The sequence below is a fragment of the Sorangium sp. So ce145 genome (assembly GCF_051525985.1).
GTDB lineage: Bacteria > Myxococcota_A > Polyangia > Polyangiales > Polyangiaceae > Sorangium > Sorangium cellulosum_B.
Genome location: NZ_CP150315.1, coordinates 253,926 through 273,681, shown reverse-complemented (window position 1 = coordinate 273,681; position 19,756 = coordinate 253,926). Strand labels below are relative to the sequence as shown.

Annotated in this window: 13 protein-coding genes; 9 read left to right on the top strand and 4 right to left on the bottom strand. The window is 72.0% G+C overall.

All coding sequences use genetic code 11. From position 1 onward, the window contains the following. The first annotated feature begins 95 nt into the window (after positions 1-95). Positions 96-722, top strand: coding sequence for an L-2-amino-thiazoline-4-carboxylic acid hydrolase (locus WMF34_RS01055; RefSeq protein WP_012232838.1), 627 nt, complete (start codon positions 96-98; stop codon positions 720-722). A 296-nt stretch (positions 723-1,018) separates the two neighbouring features. After that, positions 1,019-3,856, top strand: a complete 2,838-nt coding sequence (locus WMF34_RS01050) for a hypothetical protein (RefSeq protein ID WP_437992127.1) — start codon at positions 1,019-1,021, stop codon at positions 3,854-3,856. Positions 3,857-3,911: 55 nt separating this feature from the next. On the opposite strand, the gene WMF34_RS01045 is transcribed toward WMF34_RS01050, so the two are convergent. Further along, entirely contained in the window at positions 3,912-4,865 is a 954-nt protein-coding gene (locus WMF34_RS01045; RefSeq protein WP_437992126.1) for a S1 family peptidase, read from the bottom strand. A 564-nt stretch (positions 4,866-5,429) separates the two neighbouring features. On the opposite strand from WMF34_RS01045, the gene WMF34_RS01040 reads away from it, so the two are divergent. The 5 genes from WMF34_RS01040 to WMF34_RS01020 all read left to right on the top strand — a co-directional run bounded on the left by WMF34_RS01040 (position 5,430) and on the right by WMF34_RS01020 (position 13,551). After that, complete coding sequence (locus WMF34_RS01040; protein WP_437992125.1) at positions 5,430-6,878, top strand: cytochrome P450; 1,449 nt, start codon at positions 5,430-5,432, stop codon at positions 6,876-6,878. Positions 6,879-7,120: 242 nt separating this feature from the next. Beyond that, complete coding sequence (locus tag WMF34_RS01035; protein WP_437992124.1) at positions 7,121-7,378, top strand: hypothetical protein; 258 nt, start codon at positions 7,121-7,123, stop codon at positions 7,376-7,378. 328 nt (positions 7,379-7,706) lie between these two features. Next, positions 7,707-8,537 carry a hypothetical protein gene (locus tag WMF34_RS01030; RefSeq protein WP_437992123.1) on the top strand — a complete coding sequence of 277 codons (831 nt, stop codon included), beginning with the start codon at positions 7,707-7,709 and terminating at the stop codon, positions 8,535-8,537. Positions 8,538-8,641: 104 nt separating this feature from the next. Then, complete coding sequence (locus tag WMF34_RS01025) at positions 8,642-12,262, top strand: PD-(D/E)XK nuclease family protein (RefSeq protein WP_437992122.1); 3,621 nt, start codon at positions 8,642-8,644, stop codon at positions 12,260-12,262. A gap of 83 nt (positions 12,263-12,345) precedes the next feature. Further along, on the top strand, positions 12,346-13,551 hold the full coding sequence (locus WMF34_RS01020; protein ID WP_437992121.1) for an ABC transporter permease: 1,206 nt from the start codon (positions 12,346-12,348) through the stop codon (positions 13,549-13,551). Between the two features lie 62 nt (positions 13,552-13,613). On the opposite strand, the gene WMF34_RS01015 is transcribed toward WMF34_RS01020, so the two are convergent. Continuing rightward, entirely contained in the window at positions 13,614-15,971 is a 2,358-nt protein-coding gene (locus WMF34_RS01015) for a GAF domain-containing protein (RefSeq protein WP_437992120.1), read from the bottom strand. Between the two features lie 489 nt (positions 15,972-16,460). On the opposite strand from WMF34_RS01015, the gene WMF34_RS01010 reads away from it, so the two are divergent. After that, entirely contained in the window at positions 16,461-17,807 is a 1,347-nt protein-coding gene (locus tag WMF34_RS01010; protein ID WP_012232829.1) for a DUF4142 domain-containing protein, read from the top strand. 152 nt (positions 17,808-17,959) lie between these two features. Here WMF34_RS01010 and WMF34_RS01005 read toward each other — a convergent pair whose 3' ends face one another. Continuing rightward, positions 17,960-18,385, bottom strand: a complete 426-nt coding sequence (locus WMF34_RS01005) for a hypothetical protein (protein ID WP_012232828.1) — start codon at positions 18,383-18,385, stop codon at positions 17,960-17,962. A gap of 161 nt (positions 18,386-18,546) precedes the next feature. Here WMF34_RS01005 and WMF34_RS01000 point away from each other — a divergent pair, with 161 nt between their 5' ends. After that, positions 18,547-19,212: a hypothetical protein gene (locus WMF34_RS01000; protein WP_437992119.1), complete on the top strand. Its 666-nt coding sequence runs from the start codon at positions 18,547-18,549 to the stop codon at positions 19,210-19,212. 145 nt (positions 19,213-19,357) lie between these two features. Here the strand turns inward: WMF34_RS01000 and WMF34_RS00995 are convergent, their stop codons facing one another. Next, positions 19,358-19,717 carry an arsenate reductase family protein gene (locus WMF34_RS00995; RefSeq protein ID WP_437992118.1) on the bottom strand — a complete coding sequence of 120 codons (360 nt, stop codon included), beginning with the start codon at positions 19,715-19,717 and terminating at the stop codon, positions 19,358-19,360. Positions 19,718-19,756: the final 39 nt, after the last annotated feature.

Sequence of the window (19,756 nt, the reverse complement as noted above, 5' to 3'; positions counted from 1 at the left end):
GATTGGCCGGCCAGCAGCCCATTTCAGCCGGCCACTCCGACACAGAGCTCCCACAAGGAGGCTTGCCACGGCGCCGCATATGGTAAATTTCCGGCATGTCGTCGCCGTCCGAACGTCTCGCGCAGATCCTTGCGGAAGGCCGAGTCATCGCGACGCGCGAGCTCGGCGAAGCCTGTGCGGCGGAGCTCCACACGCACGCCAAGGAGCGGTATCTCGCGCTGGAGGCGACGATGCCGCGGTTCCGGAGCAGCACGAATCGCAAGCTCTTCGAGCTCGGCCCGCCGGTGCTCGCGATCTACCAGGCGCTCCTGCACGACCTCGGCGTGGATCGGGAGCCGGCCCTGCGCCTCGCCGAGGGCATGCTGCTGGCCTTCTACCGCACACAGCTGAACCGGAGCCCGCTCCTCGGCGCCGCGATGGACGTGGTGTTCCGGCTGAAACCAGCGCGGAGCCTGCTCATGATCACCCTGCGCGCGGACGAGCCGGAGGGCATTCGCTTCGACGAGGCCAGCGGCACCGGCGCGCTCCTGGCCTTCGACGTGCACGCGTGCCCGATCGTGGCGTTCGCGCGGCGGCACGGCGCGCCGGAGATCGTCCCCATGATCTGCCGCCTCGACGACCTCAAGGTGAAAGAGCTCCACGGCATCGAGCTCCGCCGCACGGGCACCCTCGGCACGGGCGCCGAGCGGTGCGACTTCCGGTACGTGACGGCAAAGAAGTAGCGTCGCGCTCCGCGGCCGGCGCAGAACGCACATGGGCTCACCACCCGTCGCCCGGGTGCGCCGGAGGGCTGCGCGCGTCGCCATTCAATGCTTGCCTCATGACGCGCTGCACCCCTGAAAAGCGGGAAAGCGTCATGATCGTGGGGCGGTGTGCGCTGTGCGCTGTGCGCCGCGCGCATTTCAACATTGAAACATAAACGCTCTTTCCTGGATCCCCAAAGAGCGTGTCCGTGTTAGTTGTTCAATGATCATCTGATCCCCGATCGCTCCTGAAGTCGCTTTCTCGAGGAGGTCCCATGAAGTCACCGTTCGCCCTGCGAAGGGTCGCCGGCGGTCTTTTGTCCGCCGCGACGTCCTCTCTCGTCCTCGCGGCCAGCGCCCCCGCCCTGGCCGCGTCGTCTTATACGCTCTTCGAGAGCGGGCAGGTGCGCCCGCTCGCGCTCTCTCCCAGCGGAAACCTGCTCTTCGCGCTCAACACGCCGGATGGCCGCCTCGAGGTCTTCCGCGTCCATCACGGCGCGCTGGTCCACCGGAGCTCGATACCGGTCGGGCTGGATCCGGTCGCCGTGGCGGCGCGGAGCGACACCGAGGTGTGGGTCGTGAACCACCTGTCCGACAGCGTCAGCGTCGTCGGGCTGTCCCCTGGCGGATACGGCGGCCGCGTCGAGCGCACGCTGCTCGTGGGCGATGAGCCGAGAGACATCGTATTTGCGGGCCCCGGGCGGCGCCGCGCGTTCATCACGGCGGCGCACCGCGGCCAGAACAACCCGAACGATCCCGAGCTCACCACGCCCGGCGTGGGCCGGGCCGACGTCTGGGTGTTCGACGCGAACCACCTGGGCTCGTCGCTCGGCGGCGAGCCGCTCGCGATCCTCACGCTCTTCACCGACACGCCGCGCGCGCTCGCCGCCACGCCCGACGGCGCGCGCGTCTACGCCGCCGGCTTCCACTCGGGCAACCGGAGCACCGTCGTCACCGAGCTGCTCGTGCCCGACGGCGGCGCGGCGAACGGCGGCTCGCCGGGCCCGATGACCAACGCGTTCGGCGCCCCGGCGCCCGAGGTCAGCCTCATCGTGAAGTTCGACGGCGCGCACTGGGTCGACGAGCTCGGCCGCACCTGGGACGACACGGTGCGGCTCTCGCTGCCCGACAAGGACGTGTTCGCCATCAACGCCATGGCGAACCCTCCGAGGCCGATCGCCGGGCCCTCGGGCCATTTCACCGGCGTCGGGACGATCCTCTTCAACATGGTCGTCAACCCGGTGAACGGGAAGGTCTACGTCTCCAACACCGACGCGCGGAACGAGCAGCGGTTCGAGGGCCCTGGCGTCTTCGCCGGGCAGAGCCTGCGGGGCCACCTCCACGAGAGCCGGATCACGGTGCTCCGCCCCGGCAACGCTCCCCCGCGCGTCGCGCCCCGGCACCTCAACAAACACATCGATTACTCGGTCTGCTGCGCCCCGACGCCGAACGCCGAGAGCGAGGCGAGCCTGGCCCAGCCGGTCGACATGGCGGTCACGAGCGACGGCGCGACGCTCTACGTGGCCGCGCTCGGGTCGAGCAAGGTCGGCGTGCTCGGCACGGCCGCGCTCGAGAGCGACACGTTCGTGCCCGACGCTTCCGACCACATCGAGGTGAGCGGCGGCGGCCCGTCGGGGCTCGCGCTCGACGAGGCGCGAGGCCAGCTGTTCGTGCTGACCCGCTTCGACAACTCCATCTCGATCGTCGACACGGCGACCCGGACCGAGACAGCGCACGTCGCGATGTACAGCCCCGAGCCGCCGAGCGTCGCGCTCGGGCGGCGCTTCCTCTACGACGCGCGCACGAGCTCGGCGCACGGCGACTCCTCGTGCGCGAGCTGCCATATCTTCGGAGACTTCGACAGCCTCGGGTGGGATCTCGGCAATCCGGACGAGCCGGTCACGACCAACCCGGGCCCCTTCGTCGGCCCGCTGCTCAACCTCTTCACGCAGCAGCCGATGCCCCGGGAGTTCCACCCGATGAAGGGCCCGACAACGACCCAGAGCCTGCGCGGCATGGCCAACCACGGCCCCATGCACTGGCGCGGCGATCGCACGGGCGGCAACGACGCGCCCACCGCGCAGCCGGACAGCGGCTCGTTCGACGAGCGCGCCGCGTTCATGAAGTTCCAGGCCGGCTTCACCGACCTGCTCGGCCGGAGCGGCCCGATCCCGGCCGCCTCCATGGAGGCGTTCGCGGACTTCATCCTGCAGGTGACCTATCCGCCCAACCCGATCCGCCGCCTGGACAACGCGCTCACGCCGGATCAGCAAGCCGGGCGCGACACCTTCATGAGCGGCAACCTGGACGGCACCGCCATCTGCAATGGCTGTCACGTCCTCGACCCGGAGGGCAATCCCGGCGTCGACAAGCCGGGATTCTTCGGAGCGAACGGCAACATGACGTTCGACTTCCAGCCGCAGCTCATCAAGACGCCGCACCTGCGCAACATGTACCAGAAGGTCGGGATGTTCGGGATGGCCGCCCCGCTGTTCGGCATCCTGCCCGGCGACAACGACCACAAGGGAGACCAGGTGCGGGGGTTCGGCTTCCTGCACGACGGGAGCTTCGACACGCTGTTCCGGTTCCTCCGCGGGATGGGCTTCTCGCCGTTCACCGGCTTCACCAACCAGTTCGGCACCTTCCCGGACAACCCGAACGGCCTGCCGGACTCGCCGGCGGGCGACGCGGTCCGCCGGCAGCTCGAGTCGTTCCTGCTCGCCTTCGACTCGAACGTCGCGCCGATCGTCGGCCAGCAGGTCACGCTCGCGTACGGCAACCAGGCCGCCGCCGATCCGCGCATCGATCTCCTGATCGCCAGGGCGGACGCCGGCGAGTGTGATCTCGTGGCGAAGAGCCACCTGACGTTGCAGGAGATCGGCTTCCTCCACACCGGAGCAGGGCAGTTCGTCGCCGACCGGATGGCGCTGCCGCCGATCCCGGACGCGGTGCTCCGCCAGATCGCCCTCGCGACGGGGCGACCCCTGACCTACACGTGCGCGCCGCCGGGCTCGGGCTACCGCCTCGGCCTCGATCGCGACGAGGACGGCTTCCTCGACGGCGACGAGCGGAGCGCCGGCAGCGACCCGGCGGACCCGGCCGACACGCCCTGATCTCCGCCTCGCGGCGCGGCGCGCGCCCGGCGCCCGCTGGCCTTCACCTGTCCAGTCATCTCACCTGCACGCCGGCGCGGAGCGCGCAGTCCGGGTCGGCCGGGAACGCGCAGGCGAGGGCGCACACCCCATCTTGGGCGCAGTGGAGATCGGCGCAATCGGGGTCGACGATCTCGGGCCCGACGTCACACGCCGCCTCACAGAGGCCGTCCGCGCGGCACGGGTTGTCCGCCTCGAACTCGTCGATCGTCGGCTGGATGAAGCGAGCTATCTGGTCGAGATCGGTGCGCGCCTGCACCCCGTCCAGCGTGCAGGGGTCGTCGCCGAACGAGGTCACGCCGGCGTGGCGCTCGACGCCCCCGCGCACGAGGAACGCCGGACCTCCGGAGTCGCCGGCGCACGTGTTCATGTCGGGGACCTGGTAATAGAACTGGGTCGCGTCGATCGTCCCCGGCGTCCCGCCGACCTGGGCGGGGCCGACGGCCACGATGGGGAACGTCACGGCGCGGCGCATGCCGAACCCCGTCCCCGCGACGCCATCGGAAACACCGTAACCGACGAAGGTGTAGTCCGGCCCGACGTACCAGGTGGTATTCTCCATCGATTCGCGCAGGAGGGGCGCGGGCTGCACGGGCGCGTCGCTCTCCAGCCGGATGAGGGTAAGGTCGTTCTGGAGGGTTGCGGGATCGAAGGCGGGGTGCCTCCTCGACGTCTCGATCCGCACGCTCTCCGACCGCCGCCCGAGGGTCGGGCCGAAGAAGACGCGCGTGAGCGCGCCGTGGCAATGTCCCGCCGTGATCACGGTGCGCCGCGAGATGACGGTCCCGCTGCAGTACGCCCGGTTCCGATTGCCCACGCCCACGACATAGGCGTGCGTCGTGTCCACAGCGCCTCCAATGATGCGCTGCCGGGACGTGAGCAATGGCTGCTCGCCGTCGCCCCCGGGAGGTGCGTCCGCGCAGCCGAGCCCGCCGAGGCACAGGATCGCGATCGGGATGGCATTCTTCATACTGCAACCTTTCCGTCCAGAAATGGTGTCCAGAGCGGCGGATTGCGGAGGCGCCCGCGGTTCGGCGCCGCTCGGACCCGCGGGCGCGCGGGGGGCATAACAAGCGCAGTGCCAGCGCCATGCTCGGCGAGCGCGCGTGTGGGCCGCGGGGCGCGGCGGGGAGTCCTGGAATGGCGCGCGAGCGGGGGGATCTCGTCGAGGCGATCACCGCTGGAGGGACGGCGCGGACGTTCGCTCCGCTCCGGAGAGGGCATGGCGCCGCGGTCGCGGCCCTCGCGCGCTCTCCGATGCCACGATAGCGGAGGACCGGGGGCGGGGCAGCGGCCGTCGGCAAGCTCGCGGCCGTCGGCAAGCTCGCGCGCTCGTCGATCCGCGGCCGGCGCGCCACCTTCGTCATGCGCCGGCTCGCCCTGGGGCGCCTCGCCGCCGCGCTCGCGATGCCGGCGCGTGACGAAGGCGGCCTGCGCGCCGGCGAGCGCCCACGCGCACGCCAGGACGAGCTACATTGCACCTCGACCGCGGCGGCGCCAGCGCTGGCCGCTCTCGCTCTCTCGAAAGGAGACCATGGAGACCGCCAGAGCAGAAGTCGCCCCTTCAGCGGGCATGCGCGATCTATCGACGCTGCCAGGACCGCGGAGGTTGCCGCTGCTCGGCAACCTCCTCGAGATCCGGCCCAGCCAGTTCCACCTCACGCTCGAGGGCTGGAACCGCAAGTATGGCGATCTCTACACCTTCTGGCTCGGCCGCACGCCGGTCGTCGTCGTCGGCAGCGCCGAGCTCGTCCAGCGCATCCTGCGCGAGCGGCCGAAGGAGTTCCGCCGCTGGAGCCCGCTGCAGGAGCTCATCGACGAGATGGGCTTCGGCGGCGTCTTCTCGGCCGAGGGCGACCAGTGGACGCGGCAGCGGCGGCTCGTGATGAGCGCGTTCACCGCCGGGCAGCTGCGCGAGAGCCACGGCACGCTCTCCACGATCACCCGCCGGCTCCGGGAGCGATGGCGCGCGTCGGCCGCGCGGGGGGCGCCGGTCGACGCGCGGCGAGACCTCGCCCGTTACACGGTGGATGTCACCACCGCGGTGGCGTTCGGCCTCGACATGAACCTCATCGAGCACGGCACCGACCCCCTGTCGGACCAGCTCGAGACGGTCTTCGCGTCGCTCAACCGCCGCGTCTTCGCGCCATTTCCGTACTGGCGGCACGTCAAGCTGCCCGCCGATCGGGCCCTCGATCAGGCGCTCTCGGAGGTGCGCACGCGGATGCTGGACATCCTCCGGACGACGCGCGCGGAGCTCGACAGGGATCCGGCGCGGGCCGCGGCGCCTCGCTCCCTGCTGGAGGCGTTGCTCGTGGCGCGCGACGCCGACGACCCGAAGGCGCGGCTGTCGGAGCAGGAGGTGCTCGGCAACGTGCTCACGCTGCTGCTCGCCGGGGAGGACACGACGGCCGACACGATGGCCTGGATGCTCCACTTCATGGCGCTGCGCCCTGACGTGCAAGCGCGGATGCGGGCCGAGGTCGACGCCGAGCTCGGCGACGCGGATCTGCCCGAGAACCCGGAGCACGCGCAGCGGCTGCGCTATCTCGGGGCGGTGGCGCAGGAGACGCTGCGTCTGAAGTCCGCGGCGCCGATCCTGTTCATGGAGGCGTGCGCGGACACGGTGGTCGGCTCGCTGCGGCTCGCGGCGGGGACGCGGATGATCCTGCTGACGCGGCAGATCGCCCTGAAGGAGGAGCACTTCCACGACGCGGCCTCGTTCATGCCCGAGCGCTGGCTGACCCCGCGGCCGGCGGGCGCCGGCAAGCACGACCCGCGCGCCGCCCTCGCCTTCGGCAGCGGCCCGCGGGTCTGCCCCGGGCGCGCGCTCTCGATGGTCGAGAGCGCCATGGTGGGCGCCATGGTCGCGCGCGACTTCGATGTATCGCTGGTCGACCCGACGCGGCCCGTGAAGGAGCTCCTCGGGTTCACGATGAAGCCGGAAGGGCTGTTCGTCCGCTTCACCCCCCGCCGCCGCTGACGCCCCATCGAGCCTCGTTCCGGGGCGATGCTGGGGTTGATCCCACCGAGAGAGACGCCTTGAGCCCATCAGGACACGACGTGCCTATCTCCTTCCAATCCGCAACGCTGCGCTACCTCCTGGTCCTCGGCGTCGCCGTCGTTTCCTTTGCGCTCGGATGGTTTCTCAGGCCATCCGTCCGCGTCGCTGGCTTTCCGGAGCTAGGGGAGCTGCAGCCGTTCACGAAGAGAGGCTGCACCAAGGTGGGAGTGCCGTTAACGGAGCTCGGGGCGTTCTCGGAGGCCTCGCTCCGCTACTCGCCCGGCGACAGCGCGCGGCTCCAGGTGGTGGCGTTCCGCCGCACGGGCCCGGACGCGGAGCTCTTGCAGGTCACCGCAGGCGAATACGATGACGAGTTCGACGCCAGCGGGGAGGTGTTCAAGCTCCGCTGGGATGCCGCCAAGGGCTGGCAGGTCGGCGACTGTCACACGGTCGTCAGGTACTGGCCTGGAAGGCCGTGAGCTGCGCGTCGTGCTCATTCCCCACAGCCGACCGGAAATCCCGTGCGGCCGACAAGGATTTCCACACGACTTGCTCTGCCTTCCGGTAAGCGCTTGTTCTCGCACGCTGCATTACGTGCACAGCTCTGCTCTCGCAGCGCAAATTGCGGCTTTCCGATTGGCCCCTTCGCATCGAACAAGGCTGGACATGCCGCGATGTTCGATTAGAGTCCCGCGCCAGTGCACAACCGCTCCGACCAGTTCACCAAGAGCTTGCTGCGGGACGGGCTGAGCCTTGCCTCGGCGGCCGAGACCGAGGTCGAGGTGCTGGCGGCGACACAGAAGATCGATGTCTACAGCGTGCCTGATCCCGCGCGGGAGTCCGAACGCGCTGCCATGGGACTGCTCGGCGGAGCTCTCGGCGGAGCCGAGCCTGTTCGAACCGTTCCACGGCACGCCGAGCCTGCGTCATGTCCGGCGCTGCCTGCGCAAGCAGCTCACATGGCACCACGAGCTCGAGCGCCGCGCCCGCTCTGCAGCGCGCTCCGTCGCGCCGGACGAGGACAGCGACACGCCACCGCAACCGGCGGTCGCCTTCCCTGCGCTGGTCGTCGTCAGCCCGGGGCGTCCTGAAACGGTGCTCGACGCCTACCGGTGCGAGCCGGTGCAAGCCGGCGTCTACCACGCCGTACCGGGCCTGGTGATGCGCGTGGTGGTGCTCGCGGAGCTGCCCCGGACGCGTACAACGCTGATGCTGCGGCTGCTCGGCTCGGGCCGCCGCTTGCGCGAGGCGCTGACGGATCTGGCGGCACTGCCAGACGATACCTGGGAGAAGAGCGTCGCCACGCCGCTGCTGGTACACTTCCGGCACGGAATCCAGGAGCCGACGACCGACGAGGAGGACGATGTGAGTGCAGAGATCCGGGCGTGGTTCAAGGAGTACGAGCAGAAGCTCCGCGCCGAGGAGCGGAAGGAAGGTCGTGACGAGGGGCGCGCCCAGGGGCGCGCCGAGGAGGCGGCGCGTGCCGTGCTGACCGCGCTCCGGGTCCGCGGCATCGCCGTGCCGGACGCCGCGCGTGAGCGCATCCTGGGCGAGAAGGATCCTGAGATCCTGGAACGGTGGCATGAACGGGCCATCGTCGCGGCATCGATCGCCGATGTGCTCCCGGACCTGAGCTGAGCGATGGCAGCCGGCGGCAGACTGCCCAGCTGCTAGTCCCCCTCACCCCTTTCGGGGCCGTCCACCGAATCGCCATCGCCCTCTGCCGCCTTTCGAGCCACCCCGTGCCCCACGCCGTCATCACCTCCCCCAGCGCCGCCGCCCGCCTCGATCGGGCCGTGGGCTGGCTGCGCCGCCGGCGCCCCGCGGAGCGCGTGCTCCTCGTCGGCGCCTCGGTCGAGGCCGTGAGCGAGCTCGCCCGCGCGTCGATCCGCGGCCGCCGCGCCACCTTCGGCTGGCACCGGCTCACCCTGGGGCGCCTCGCCGCCGCGCTCGCGATGCCGGCGCTCGCCGAGCGCGGCCTCGTCCCGGCCAGCGCGCTCGCCATCGAGGCCCTCTGCGCGCGCACCCTCGACGGGCTCGCGCAGGACGGGCTGCTCGGCCGCTTCGCCCGCGTCGCGGATCGACCCGGGCTGCCGCGCGCCGTCGCGCGGACGCTCGAGGAGACGCGGCTCTCCGGCGTCGCGCCGGACGCGCTCGCGCCGGCCGAGCTCGACCGCATCGCCCACGCGTTCGACGCCGCCCTGGACGACGCGGGACTCGCCGATCGCGCGATCGTCCTGCGCCTCGCGGCCGAGCGCGCCCGGGCCGCGGACGACGGCGACCCCCGCTCGCGCCACCCGCTGCTCGGGCTGCCGATGCTCCTGCTCGACCTGCCCGTGCGGTTCGCGCTGGAGCGCGAGCTCCTCGAGGCCATCGCCGCGCGCTCGCCGGACGCGCTCGCCACCGTGCCGGCCGGCGACGCCGCGTCGCTGCGCCACCTGCAGGCGGCGCTCCGATCGCCGCCGCGGCGGGTCTCGCTGACCGCGGTCTCCGCCGCGCATGACGGCGCCGGCGCGGGCAATGGCGTGGACGACGGCGCCGACGACGGCGCGGGCGACGAGCCGCCGCCGGTCGCGCCAAGCACCTCGCTCGCGCGCCTGCAGGAGCACCTGTTCGACCCGCTGACCGACGAGGCCCCCGGGCTCGGCGACGAGGTCGAGATCCTCTCCGCGCCCGGCGAGAGCCGGGAGTGCGTGGAGCTCGCGCGCATCGCGCTGCGCGAGGCCGCCCGCGGCGTGCCGTTCGAGCGGATGGCGATCCTCCTGCGCGCGCCCGAGCAGTACCGCGCGCACCTCGTCGAGGCGCTGCGCCGGGCCGGGATCCCTGCGCACTTCGCGCAGGGCTCGGTGCAACCCGACCCGGCGGGCCGCGCGCTGCTCGCGTTGCTCGCGTGCGCCGCCGAGCACCTGTCGGCGTCGCGCTTCGCCGAGTACCTCTCGCTCGGGCAGGTCCCCGACGCGACGCCCGCGGGCGAGCCGCCGCCGGCGCCGCCCGAAGCCGACCGCTGGGTGCCGCCGGACGACGACCTCTTCCCCGAGCTCCTGCGCGGCGGCTTCGACGAGGCGCCACCGGACGACGACATGGCGGGGGAAGATCTCGGGTTCGATCCGCCAGGGAAGAGCTCCAGTCCGGCCGCCCAGAACCCCGATCGGACAACCCCAAACCCCGATCGGACAACCCCAAACCCCGATCGGACAACCCCAAACCCCGATCGGACAGCCCAGAGCCACGATCCGACAGTCCCCGATCCCGATCGGACAACCCCAAACCCCGATCCGATAGCTCAAAACACCGATCCGACAGCCCAGAGCCCCGATCCGACAGCCCAGGGCCCCGGCGCCCCCGTGCATGACGGCACCCTGCGCGCCCCGCGGCGCTGGGAGCGCATCCTCGTCGACGCGGCGGTGATCGGCGGGCTCGATCGGTGGGAGGCGCGGCTCTCGGGCTTCGAGCGGGAGCTCCGGCTTTCGCTCTCCCGCGCCCCCGAGGACCGCGACGCCGCGCGCATCGCGCGGACGCTCGCCGACCTCTCGGCCCTCCGCGCCTTCGCGCTGCCGCTGCTCGCGGCGCTGCCTGGCCCCGGCGAGCGCGCGACCTTCGGCGAGTGGCAGCGCCGCCTCTCGGCCCTCGCGACGCGCGCGCTCCGGCGGCCCGAGCGCGTGCTCGCCGTGCTCGCCGAGCTCGCGCCGATGGCGCACGTCGGCCCGGTGGACCTCGGCGAGATCCGCCTCTGCCTCTCGCGCCGCCTCACCGATCTCGTGCTGCCCCCGGCCGCCCGCCGCGACGGGCGCCTCTTCGTCTCGCCCATCGAGGGCGCCCGCGGGCGCTCGTTCGACGTGGTCTTCGTCCCCGGGCTCGCCGAGCGGATCTTCCCGCAAAAGGTCACCGAGGACCCGATCCTCCGCGACGCCCTCCGCCGGACGATCGCCGGGGGCGACTCGGGCCTCGACACGAGCGACGACCGCGTGGCGCGCGAGCGCCTCGCGCTCCGGCTCGCGGTCGGCGCGGCCCGGCAGCGGCTCGTCGTGTCGTACCCGCGCGTGGACATGGATCAGTCCCGGCCTCGGGTGCCTTCGTTCTACGGCCTCGAGCTCCTGCGCGCGGCCGAGGGCAGGCTGCCCGGCTTCGGCGAGCTCGAGCGCCGCGCCGAGCAGGGCGGCGCCGCGCGCATCGGCTGGCCCGCGCCCGCGCGGCCCGAGGACGCCATCGACGCGGCCGAGCACGACCTCGCGCTCCTCGAGACGCTCTTCAGCCTGCCGGAGGCGCAGACGGTCGGCACCGCGCGCTACCTGCTCAACGCCAACCCCCACCTCGCGCGGGCGCTCCGGTTCCGCGCGCGGCGCTGGATCCCCGGCTGGACGAGCGCCGACGGGCTGTTCAAGCCGATCGCGGAGGCGCGCGAGGCGCTCGCGAAGCACGCGTTCGGGCGCAGGTCGTTCTCGCCGACCGCCCTCCAGCACTTCGCCGCGTGCCCTTACCGCTTCTTCCTCTACGCCGTGCACAAGCTCGCCCCGCGCCCGGCGCCCGAGGCGATCGAGGAGCTCGACCCGCTCCAGCGCGGCCGGCTCGTGCACGACGTGCTCTACGAGGTGCTGGTCGCCCTGCGCGACGCGGGCAAGCTGCCGCTCGGCCTGCCAGCGCTCGACGAGGCTCGGGCCGAGCTCGATCGGGCGCTCGACCGCGTCGCCGCGCGCTACGCGGACGAGCTCGCGCCGGCGATCCGGCGCGTCTGGGACGACGGCATCGCGTCGGTGCGGGCCGACCTCCGGGAGTGGCTGCGGCGCGCCGCGGAGGACCGCGACTGGGAGCCGATCCATTTCGAGCTGTCGTTCGGGCTGCCGCGCCGCCTCGCCACCCGCGATCCGGGGAGCTCGGACGCGCCCGTGGAGCTCGACTGCGGCGTCCGGCTCCGGGGCTCGATCGACCTCGTCGAGCGGAGCGTGTGGGGCGCGATGCGAGCGACCGACTACAAGACGGGCAAGGCGCGGGCGCCGCGCGACGCGGTCGTGAGCGGCGGCGGCACGCTCCAGCCGGTCCTCTACGCGCTCGCGCTGGAGAAGCTCATGCCCCCGGGCACGCAGGTCGAGTCCGGGCGGCTCTATTACTGCACCTCCGCCGGCGGATTCACGGAGGTGCCGATCTACCTGGACGCGCGGGCGCGCGACGCGGCCGCCCAGGTGGCGGGGATCATCGGGGACGCGATCGACAAGGCGGCCCTCCTGCCGATGCCGGCGGAGGGGGCGTGCGCGCAGTGCGATTACCGGCCTGTGTGCGGGCCCTACGAGGAGCTCAGGACCGGGAAGATCAAGCGGCGCGACATCGAGCCGCGGCGGCGGCTGGAGCAGCTCCGACGGCTCGCGTGAGCGCGGGTGTCGCACGGAAGCGTCGCCCCCGGGCAGAGGCCCGCGATCGCCGGGGGCGTGGCCGGGGATGTATACACTCCATCATGCACAGCAAGATCGCTTTGCCCTGCGCCCTGCTCGCGCTCGCGGCGACGGGCACCGGTTGCAATCTCATTTTCGGCATCGAGCCTGGCACGGAGGGGGCTTCCTCCGCTTCCTCGACGACGACCACGGGATCCGGGGACGGAGGCTCTTCCCAGACGACGTCGGGCACCGGCGGAGACGGCGGCGATGGCACCGGCGGCGATGACGGCGACGGCGGCGACGGCGGCAGCGCCGGGGGCACGCCGCAGTGCCCCCCGTCGAGCTGCGCCGTGGGGGAGTGCCCCGTGACGCAGATACCAGGGGAGCTCGGGTCCAATGCGAAGGGCATGGTGGTCACCCGGGATCTCGTGCTCATGGCCAGCAACCAGGCCATCGTCGCCATCCCGAAGGACGGCGGGGCCGCGCGCACGCTCCCGGGCACCCTCGGCTTCGGAGATACCGCCTGGGTCACCTACTCGGGCGGGCAGCTCTCGTGGACCAACTGGGGCAACGGCGACGTGCTGGGGATCTCCATCGATCCGCCGAGCTCGAGCCCGATCCAGATCGCGAAGGTCCCCCCGCCGGAGGGCGAGCATGTCGTCACGGGCTTCGGCCGCATCGCCTCGTTCGGCGACAGCGTCTACTGGGCGACGCAGACGCCCGCGGCCGTCTGGCGGGCGAAGGCCGACGGCAGCCAGGCGCTGGCCGAGCAGGTCGCCTCCGGCGAGCAGGTCATCGGCGTCGCCGTCGACGCGACGCACGTCTACTGGTCGGAGTATTTCGCGCGCCAGATCCTGCGCAAGACGAAGGATCCCCTCGGCGAGACCGCCGAGGTCTTCGCGGAGACCAACGGCTACCCGTCAGCGCTCGTCCTCGCCAACGGGGTCGTGCACTGGGTGACCGACGGCACCGGCGCGGTCCAGTCCAAGGCGACGAGCGCGGCGCCGAGCGCCCCGCCCTTCACCACCACGGTCGACGCTCAGGCCATCGCCAAGTCGCTCGCGGTGGACGACGAGTTCGTCTACTGGACCGTTTACATGAACAGCGAGGGGAAAGGCGAGGTGCGGAGGGCGCACCTCGGCATGGGGGACACAGTCACCCTCGCGACCGGGCAGCCGTACTTCTTCGAGATCGCCGTCGACTGCGGGTCCATCTACTGGAACGTCAACAACCTGGAAGCCGAAGAGGAAGCCGTGGTGTTCCAGATGCCGAAGCCCTCGAACTGAGCACCTCGTCCCCGAGCCCGTCGCTGGCAGCGCGCTCCCGGGCAGCTCGGCGGGCGCGACGACTACCCGGCGCCCTCCGCCTCTTCCCTCCTGGGCCACGTGAACCGGAACGTCGCGCCGCTCTTGCCGTCCGACTCGACCCACGCCCGCCCGCCGCGGCTCTCCACGATCTTTCGCACGATGGCGAGGCCGATCCCCGTGCTCTCCACCTTGTCCCTCGCCTGCAGCGTCTGGAACATCCCCCACACCTTCTCCTGGAACGCGGGCGCGATCCCAGGCCCGTTGTCGGACACGGAGACCTCGACCCTGTCGCCCTGCTCCCGTGCGGACACGGAGACCGCCGCGTCCTCGCGGCCTGCGTGCTTGAGGCCGTTCGTGATGAGGTTCATGAGCACCTGTTGCAAGGGCACCCTGTAGGTCCGCAGGGTCGCCGGCGGCACGTCGAGCGTCACCCGCGCGGGCGGCCTCGGGGCGATGAGCTCGACCACCTCCCTCGCCAGCCTGTCGAGGTCGACGCTCTCCGGCTTCTCGCGGAACCTCGTGGCGCGGGAGTAGGCCAGGATCCCCTCGATCAAGGCCTCCATGCGCCGCACGCGCCCGCGCAGGAGATCCATCTGATGGCGCGTGTCCGCGGTGAGCTTGTCGGAGAGATCCTCCTCGATCCACTGGGCGAGGCTCGCGATGCCCCGGAGGGGCGCCTTCAGGTCATGGCTCGTCACGTACGCGAACTGGTCGAGCTCGGCGTTGGTCCGCTCCAGCGCCCGGATGAGCGATTGCGCCTCCTGGAACCGCCTCGCGTTGTCGATCAGCAGGGCGACGCGGTTGGCGAGCTCCTCGGCGAGCGCGACGTCCGCCTGGCTGAAGCGGCGGCCCGACTCCGCGTGGACCAGCGTCAGCGCGCCGATGGTCCGGTCGCGCCCCCGGAGCGGGACGACGACATAGGATCTCAGCCCGAGCGACCGGATCAGGCGCAGGTGCTCGGGGCTCAGCGCGGCGGACTCGATGGCGGCGTCGGGGATGTCGGCCATCCACTCGGAGCGACCGGCGCGGATCACCGCGGACACGCCCGCCGGGGCGTCGGGCCGGGGCGGGGACATCGCCCGGAGGCGCTCGGCGAGCTCGATCTTCGCGGGATCGCCGTGGTGGACGGCCACGCGCTCGATGGAATCGCCGTTCAGCATGTCGACAGCGCACCAGTCGGCCAGGGTGGGGACCGCCAGGTGGGTCAGGTGCGTGAGCCGCGACGCCACGTCGAGCGAGCCGGAGAGCGCGGCGCCCGCCTCGCTCAGGAGGCGGAGCGTCGCCTGCTGCCTCTCGAGCTCCGCCGCGAGCATCTCCGCGCGCGCCCGGGCCTCGCGCTCCCGCTCGAGGAGGCGCGCCCTGTCCAGCGCGGACGCGCACTGCGCCGCCACGCTGAGCAGGAACTCGCGCTCTTCGGGGCTCCACGCCCGATCGTTCGCGAACGAGAACGCGAGGCCGCCGAGCAGCGCCGCGTGGGCGACGATCGGCAGGACGGCGAGCGCCTTCACGTCGTCGCGGACAGGCCGCAGGGCCGCGAGCTCGGGGTACGCGGCGTGCAGGCTTTGCCTCGTGTCCACCCAGATGGGGCGGCGCTCCCGGAGCGCGTCCGAGAGCGGCAGTCGGGCGTCGAGGGGCACCCTCGCATAGGGGCTCGCGCGCTGCTCCTCGAGCCCCGAGTGGCCGACGAGCGCCGCGACGCCGGCCGCCTCGTCCGCCGTGTACATCATCGTCGTCGAGGCGCCGAGCACCCGGTGGATGTCGCTCACGACGGCGGCGGACACCTGCTCGACCGTCACGGCGCCGCTCAGCGCGGTGCTGACCGCGAGCAGCGCCTGGGTGAGCCGGGCGCGGCGATCGAGCTCCTCGACCTGTCTCGTGAGCTGCGCGGCGAGCTCGCCGCGCTCGGCCTCGACCTGCTTGAGGCGCGAGATGTCGGCGAACACCGAGATCCCGCCCTCGATCTCGCCGTCAGGCCCGATGATGGGCGCGGCGCTCCCGAGGACCATGCCATACGTCCCGTCGAAGCGCTGAATCCGGGTCTCCTCGCTCTCGATGACCTGCCGTTCGGACATCGCGCGGGCCATGGCCCAGTCCTTTGCCTCGTACGGACGGCCGTCGTCGTGGAAGGCGCGATACAGCGTCCAGTCGTTGATCGATTCGGTCGAGGCGCTGCCGGCCCAGATGCGCTCCGCCGCCCGGTTGTGCAGGACGAGCTTGCCGGACGCGTCGCAGAGGATGACGCCGTGCGGGCTGTACTCGAGCACGGCGTCGAGCCACCCGCGATCCCGGGACCCCACGGCGCGGAGCCGCTCGAGCTCACGCTTCAGGGCCTCGATGTCCGTCGTGTCGACGCGGGCGGCGGGCCCGGGAGACGGGCCGTTGTGCGCGGAGGTTCTCATAGGATGACGGCGACCGGCGCCTCGGCAGAGGCCGAGGCGGCGCTCGGTCGGACGTCGCCGGAGCTTACGCGCATCGATGGCGCGGCGGAAGGCGGCGCGACCCGGCCGAGCGGGTTCCTCGGCGCGCGGCGCGCATGCCCGGCTGCCTGGCGGCGATCCGGCCGCCTGGCAGTCTGTCCGGCGCCGCGCAGGCGCGGGCGGACGGCACCGGCGGTGCGCCCTCGCGCGGGCGAGCGCCCGAGCGGGTCCCTGGGATCATGGTTGCTCGCCGGGCCGGCCGCTGCGCACCGGCTGGGTCCGGGTCGACGCCGAGCGGGACTGCGACTCTCGGCGCGAGCGCGCGGGGGGCGCAGGGGCGCTCGGGGAAATGACGATGCAGGCTTAGGGCTCCACCTCGCTCACCATCCTCGCTTCCCGAACCCAGATGTTCGGGGCCGATAACCGGCAGGTGAGCGCGACAGCGCGCCGGTGTCGGCCAAGGAGCAAGCAATGATGGGCAATCGTTCAGGTCGCCTCATGGCGATCATGTTCGCTGGGAGCTTTGTCCTCGCGGGGGCCGGCGGCTGCATGGGCAGCGACGATGACGCCGAGGCGAATCGCGGTGGAAAGGATGGGCAAGAGCGGACCGGCACGGGCCCCGACGGCAGGAGCCACGGACAGACGGGCCGAGACGGCGCGCGAGGCGCCGGGAGGGGCGGTGGAGCGCAGGCCGGCGGCAGGCAGGGAGGCCGCGAGCAGCCCGGTCATCAAGGCGGCAGACAGGGCGGCGAACGGGCCGGCGGCCAGCGCGCGGGCGACAGGCAGATGTGCGGCGAGCAGGCCGGCCATCAAGGCGGCAGGCAAGGGGGCCGCGGACAGATCGGCAGTCAGGGCGACAGGCAGGGAGGCCGCGGAGAGCGCAGCGCGACGCAGCAGCCGTCGGACGCGGAGCTCACGATGCTGATCTCGTTCATCCACCAGAAGGAGGTGGATCTGTCGCAGATCGCCTTGGACAAGGCCGAGTCCCCGGATGTGAAGCGCTACGCCGAGCAGATCGTCGAGGAGCACTCCCAGTCCGAGCAGCTGGGCGCGGGCTCGAGGTTCGAGATGGAGTCGTGCCCGCGCTGCCGGGAGCTCGACGAGAGCTCGACCGAGGTGAGCGGAGCGCTGGAAGAGGAGGAAGGCGCCGAGTTCGACACGGCCTTCATCTGGGCTCAGATCTCCTTCCATCGCCGCGCCCTCGAGCTCCTCGACATGCCGGGCGTCGCGAACGCGGAGAACGCCAGGATACGAACCCGCGTGAAGGCGATGCGAGCGGACATCGAGCAGCACCTGACGGAGGCCGAGCAGCTGTTCTGCTTGCTGCTCCACGAGCAGCAGGCAGGCGGCCAGCAGCAACGCGGACAGCACGAAGGCACCGAGCCCGGCCAGCAGCAACGCGGCCAGTTCGGCTGGGCGCAAACCGGCCGGCAGCAGGGTATCCAGGTCGGCCAGCAGCAGGGCATCCAGGTCGGCCAGCAGCAACGCGGACAGGGTAGTCAGATGCAGCCCGGCCAGCAGCAGGGCATCCAGGTCGGCCAGCAGCAACGCGGACAGGGTAGTCAGATGCAGCCCGGCCAGCAGCAGGGCATCCAGGTCGGCCAGCAGCAACGCGGACCGCAGCAACGCGGACAGGTCAGCCAGATGCAGCCCGGCCAGCGGCAGGGCGCCCAGCTCGGCCAGCAGCAACGCGGACAGGGCAGTCAGATGCAGCCCGGCCAGCGGCAGGGCGCCCAGCTCGGCCAGCAGCAAAGCAGCCAGCAGCAAGGCCCCCAGGCCTACGCGCAGCGGCAAGGGGAATCGCAGAAGTCCCAGTAACAGGGCTTCATGGCCCGCAGGGCGGCGGCGACGGCGCCTGCTCGCGGCCTTCGCGAGCGCCGAGCTCCCCGAGCGCGACCCCGCCTACCCGATCCAATAACGGCGTCCATGGTCTCGTGACCGCGATCGCGGCGAGTAGGCGCCCGGGCGCGTCATGAGTCGATCCACCTCCACGGGAAGTCGACCTCCACAAGCGTGTCGGCGCCGTCGAGCACGTCGACGCTCTCGACGCGCACGATGTCGCTCATGGCGTCTCCGTCGAAATCCACGAGCCAGACATCGACGTCATAGTACCCCTCGGAGAGGCCGTCGATGGTGAGGCCGAGATCATCGCAGTCCCCCACCGCGTCGACGACGAGGAAGCCATCCTCGTCCTCGACGCTGACCGCGACCCCGCTCACGTCGTGATCGAAGCACGCCCACGGGTCGTCGCTGCCGTCGATGGTCAGGGCGACGGTGAGCGAGCCGCGCGTGAGGTGATCGTGGTCATCGTCATGACCGACGACGATGCACCCCGTGAGCGAGGCAGTGGCGAGGACGCAGCCAGCGAGACCGGTGAGCACCTTCGAAAGTTTCATGGGGATCGTCTTCCTTTATCCAAGTCTGGCGCTGTCGCGCCGATGCGCGGCACGGCAGCAAGCGCTATACCAGCGAGCGGCGCCCTGCGGTGCCACGCGGCGGCGCTCCGCCTTCGGCGGGTGGCACCGCAGTTGCTCCTGTGACCCCCATGGAGATGAACGTGCCAGTCCTCGATGTTTCCTCCCCCAGCGCTGCGGCGCGCGCTCAGCAGCGCGGCAGCAGGCTCGCCGTGCTGGCCGCGCTCGTTGCGCTCGCGCTCCTCGGCGCGACCGGGTGCGCGGCAGAAGTCCACACCAGGGCCGCTGCGCCGGCCCATGCGACCGTCACGTACCAGGAGTTCGCGGTGTACGAGGAGCCGGTCGTTCACATCGCAGCGGCGCCGGTCCACGTCGAGACCTACCCGCGCGTGTACTACCGCGGGACCTACGTCTACTACGTGGACGGCCGCTGGTACTACCCGTCGCACCACGGCTGGGTCTACTACCGGGACGAGCCGCGCGCCCTGGTCCGCTACCGCGTCGGCTTCGAGCGACACGGCCACCATCACCATCACCACGTGCACCGCACAACCACGGTCAGGCCGGCAGCGACGGTCCGGGCGGGGGCCTCGGTCCGGGCGGGGGCCTCGGTCAGGCCGGCAACCTCGGTCAGGCCGGCAACCTCGGTCAGGCCGGCAACCTCGGTGAGGGCGGGGGCGACCGTGAAGGCGGGGGCGACCGTGAAGGCGGGGGCCTCGGTCAGGCCGGCGACTCCGGCGAAGCCGGCGAAGAAGCATCGCGTGGAGCGTCGACGGCACCACGTCGAGGAGAGGCACCCCGAGCGCTGACTACCGCCTCATCGTTGGTACAATATTTGCTTTTGCGCCAGCGATGAGGCGGTGATGCGGATCGCGGCATGACCGCGCCCCCTTCGGGGCCGCCTCGACCCGCGCGCGGGCCCGGCCTCCCCCGATCCCCTGGCCCGCCCTTCCGCTACCCGCCCTTCGCGGCGTCGGCGAAGGCCTTCCAGGTCGCCTCGGCCGCGCCCACGCAGGCGCGCGTCCCGTCGCGCACGATGGGCGTGCGGAGCAGGAGCGGATCGTCGACGAGGAGCTCCGCGATCCGCGCATCGCTCGGGCCGAGGTGCTGGAGGCCACGCCCCTTCACCCGCGCGCTCTCCGCGTCGTAAAGCGCGCGCACGCCGCCCACCGCGCGCGCTACGCTCGCGAGCTCCCCCTTGGAGAGACCCTTCTCGCGCAGCTCGACGAGCTGCACCTTGATGCCCCGGTCGGCGAAGAACCGCTGCGCCGCCCGCGTCGCCTTGCACTTGGCCGTGCCGAAGATCTGGATCATGCGCGTCGCTCCTCGGTGGAATGGCTACTGCGCGCTCCG

Bases quoted from the DNA above. Each gene is read 5' to 3' on its own strand.
- WMF34_RS01050 (WP_437992127.1), top strand. From the start codon at position 1,019: ATGAAGTCACCGTTCGCCCTGCGAAGGGTCGCCGGCGGTCTTTTGTCC.
- WMF34_RS01040 (WP_437992125.1), top strand. From the start codon at position 5,430: ATGGAGACCGCCAGAGCAGAAGTCGCCCCTTCAGCGGGCATGCGCGAT.
- WMF34_RS01005 (WP_012232828.1), bottom strand. From the start codon at position 18,385: ATGAAACTTTCGAAGGTGCTCACCGGTCTCGCTGGCTGCGTCCTCGCC.
- WMF34_RS01020 (WP_437992121.1), top strand. From the start codon at position 12,346: ATGCACAGCAAGATCGCTTTGCCCTGCGCCCTGCTCGCGCTCGCGGCG.
- WMF34_RS01045 (WP_437992126.1), bottom strand. From the start codon at position 4,865: ATGAAGAATGCCATCCCGATCGCGATCCTGTGCCTCGGCGGGCTCGGC.
- WMF34_RS01010 (WP_012232829.1), top strand. From the start codon at position 16,461: ATGATGGGCAATCGTTCAGGTCGCCTCATGGCGATCATGTTCGCTGGG.
- WMF34_RS00995 (WP_437992118.1), bottom strand. From the start codon at position 19,717: ATGATCCAGATCTTCGGCACGGCCAAGTGCAAGGCGACGCGGGCGGCG.
- WMF34_RS01055 (WP_012232838.1), top strand. From the start codon at position 96: ATGTCGTCGCCGTCCGAACGTCTCGCGCAGATCCTTGCGGAAGGCCGA.
- WMF34_RS01030 (WP_437992123.1), top strand. From the start codon at position 7,707: ATGTCTACAGCGTGCCTGATCCCGCGCGGGAGTCCGAACGCGCTGCCA.
- WMF34_RS01015 (WP_437992120.1), bottom strand. From the start codon at position 15,971: ATGAGAACCTCCGCGCACAACGGCCCGTCTCCCGGGCCCGCCGCCCGC.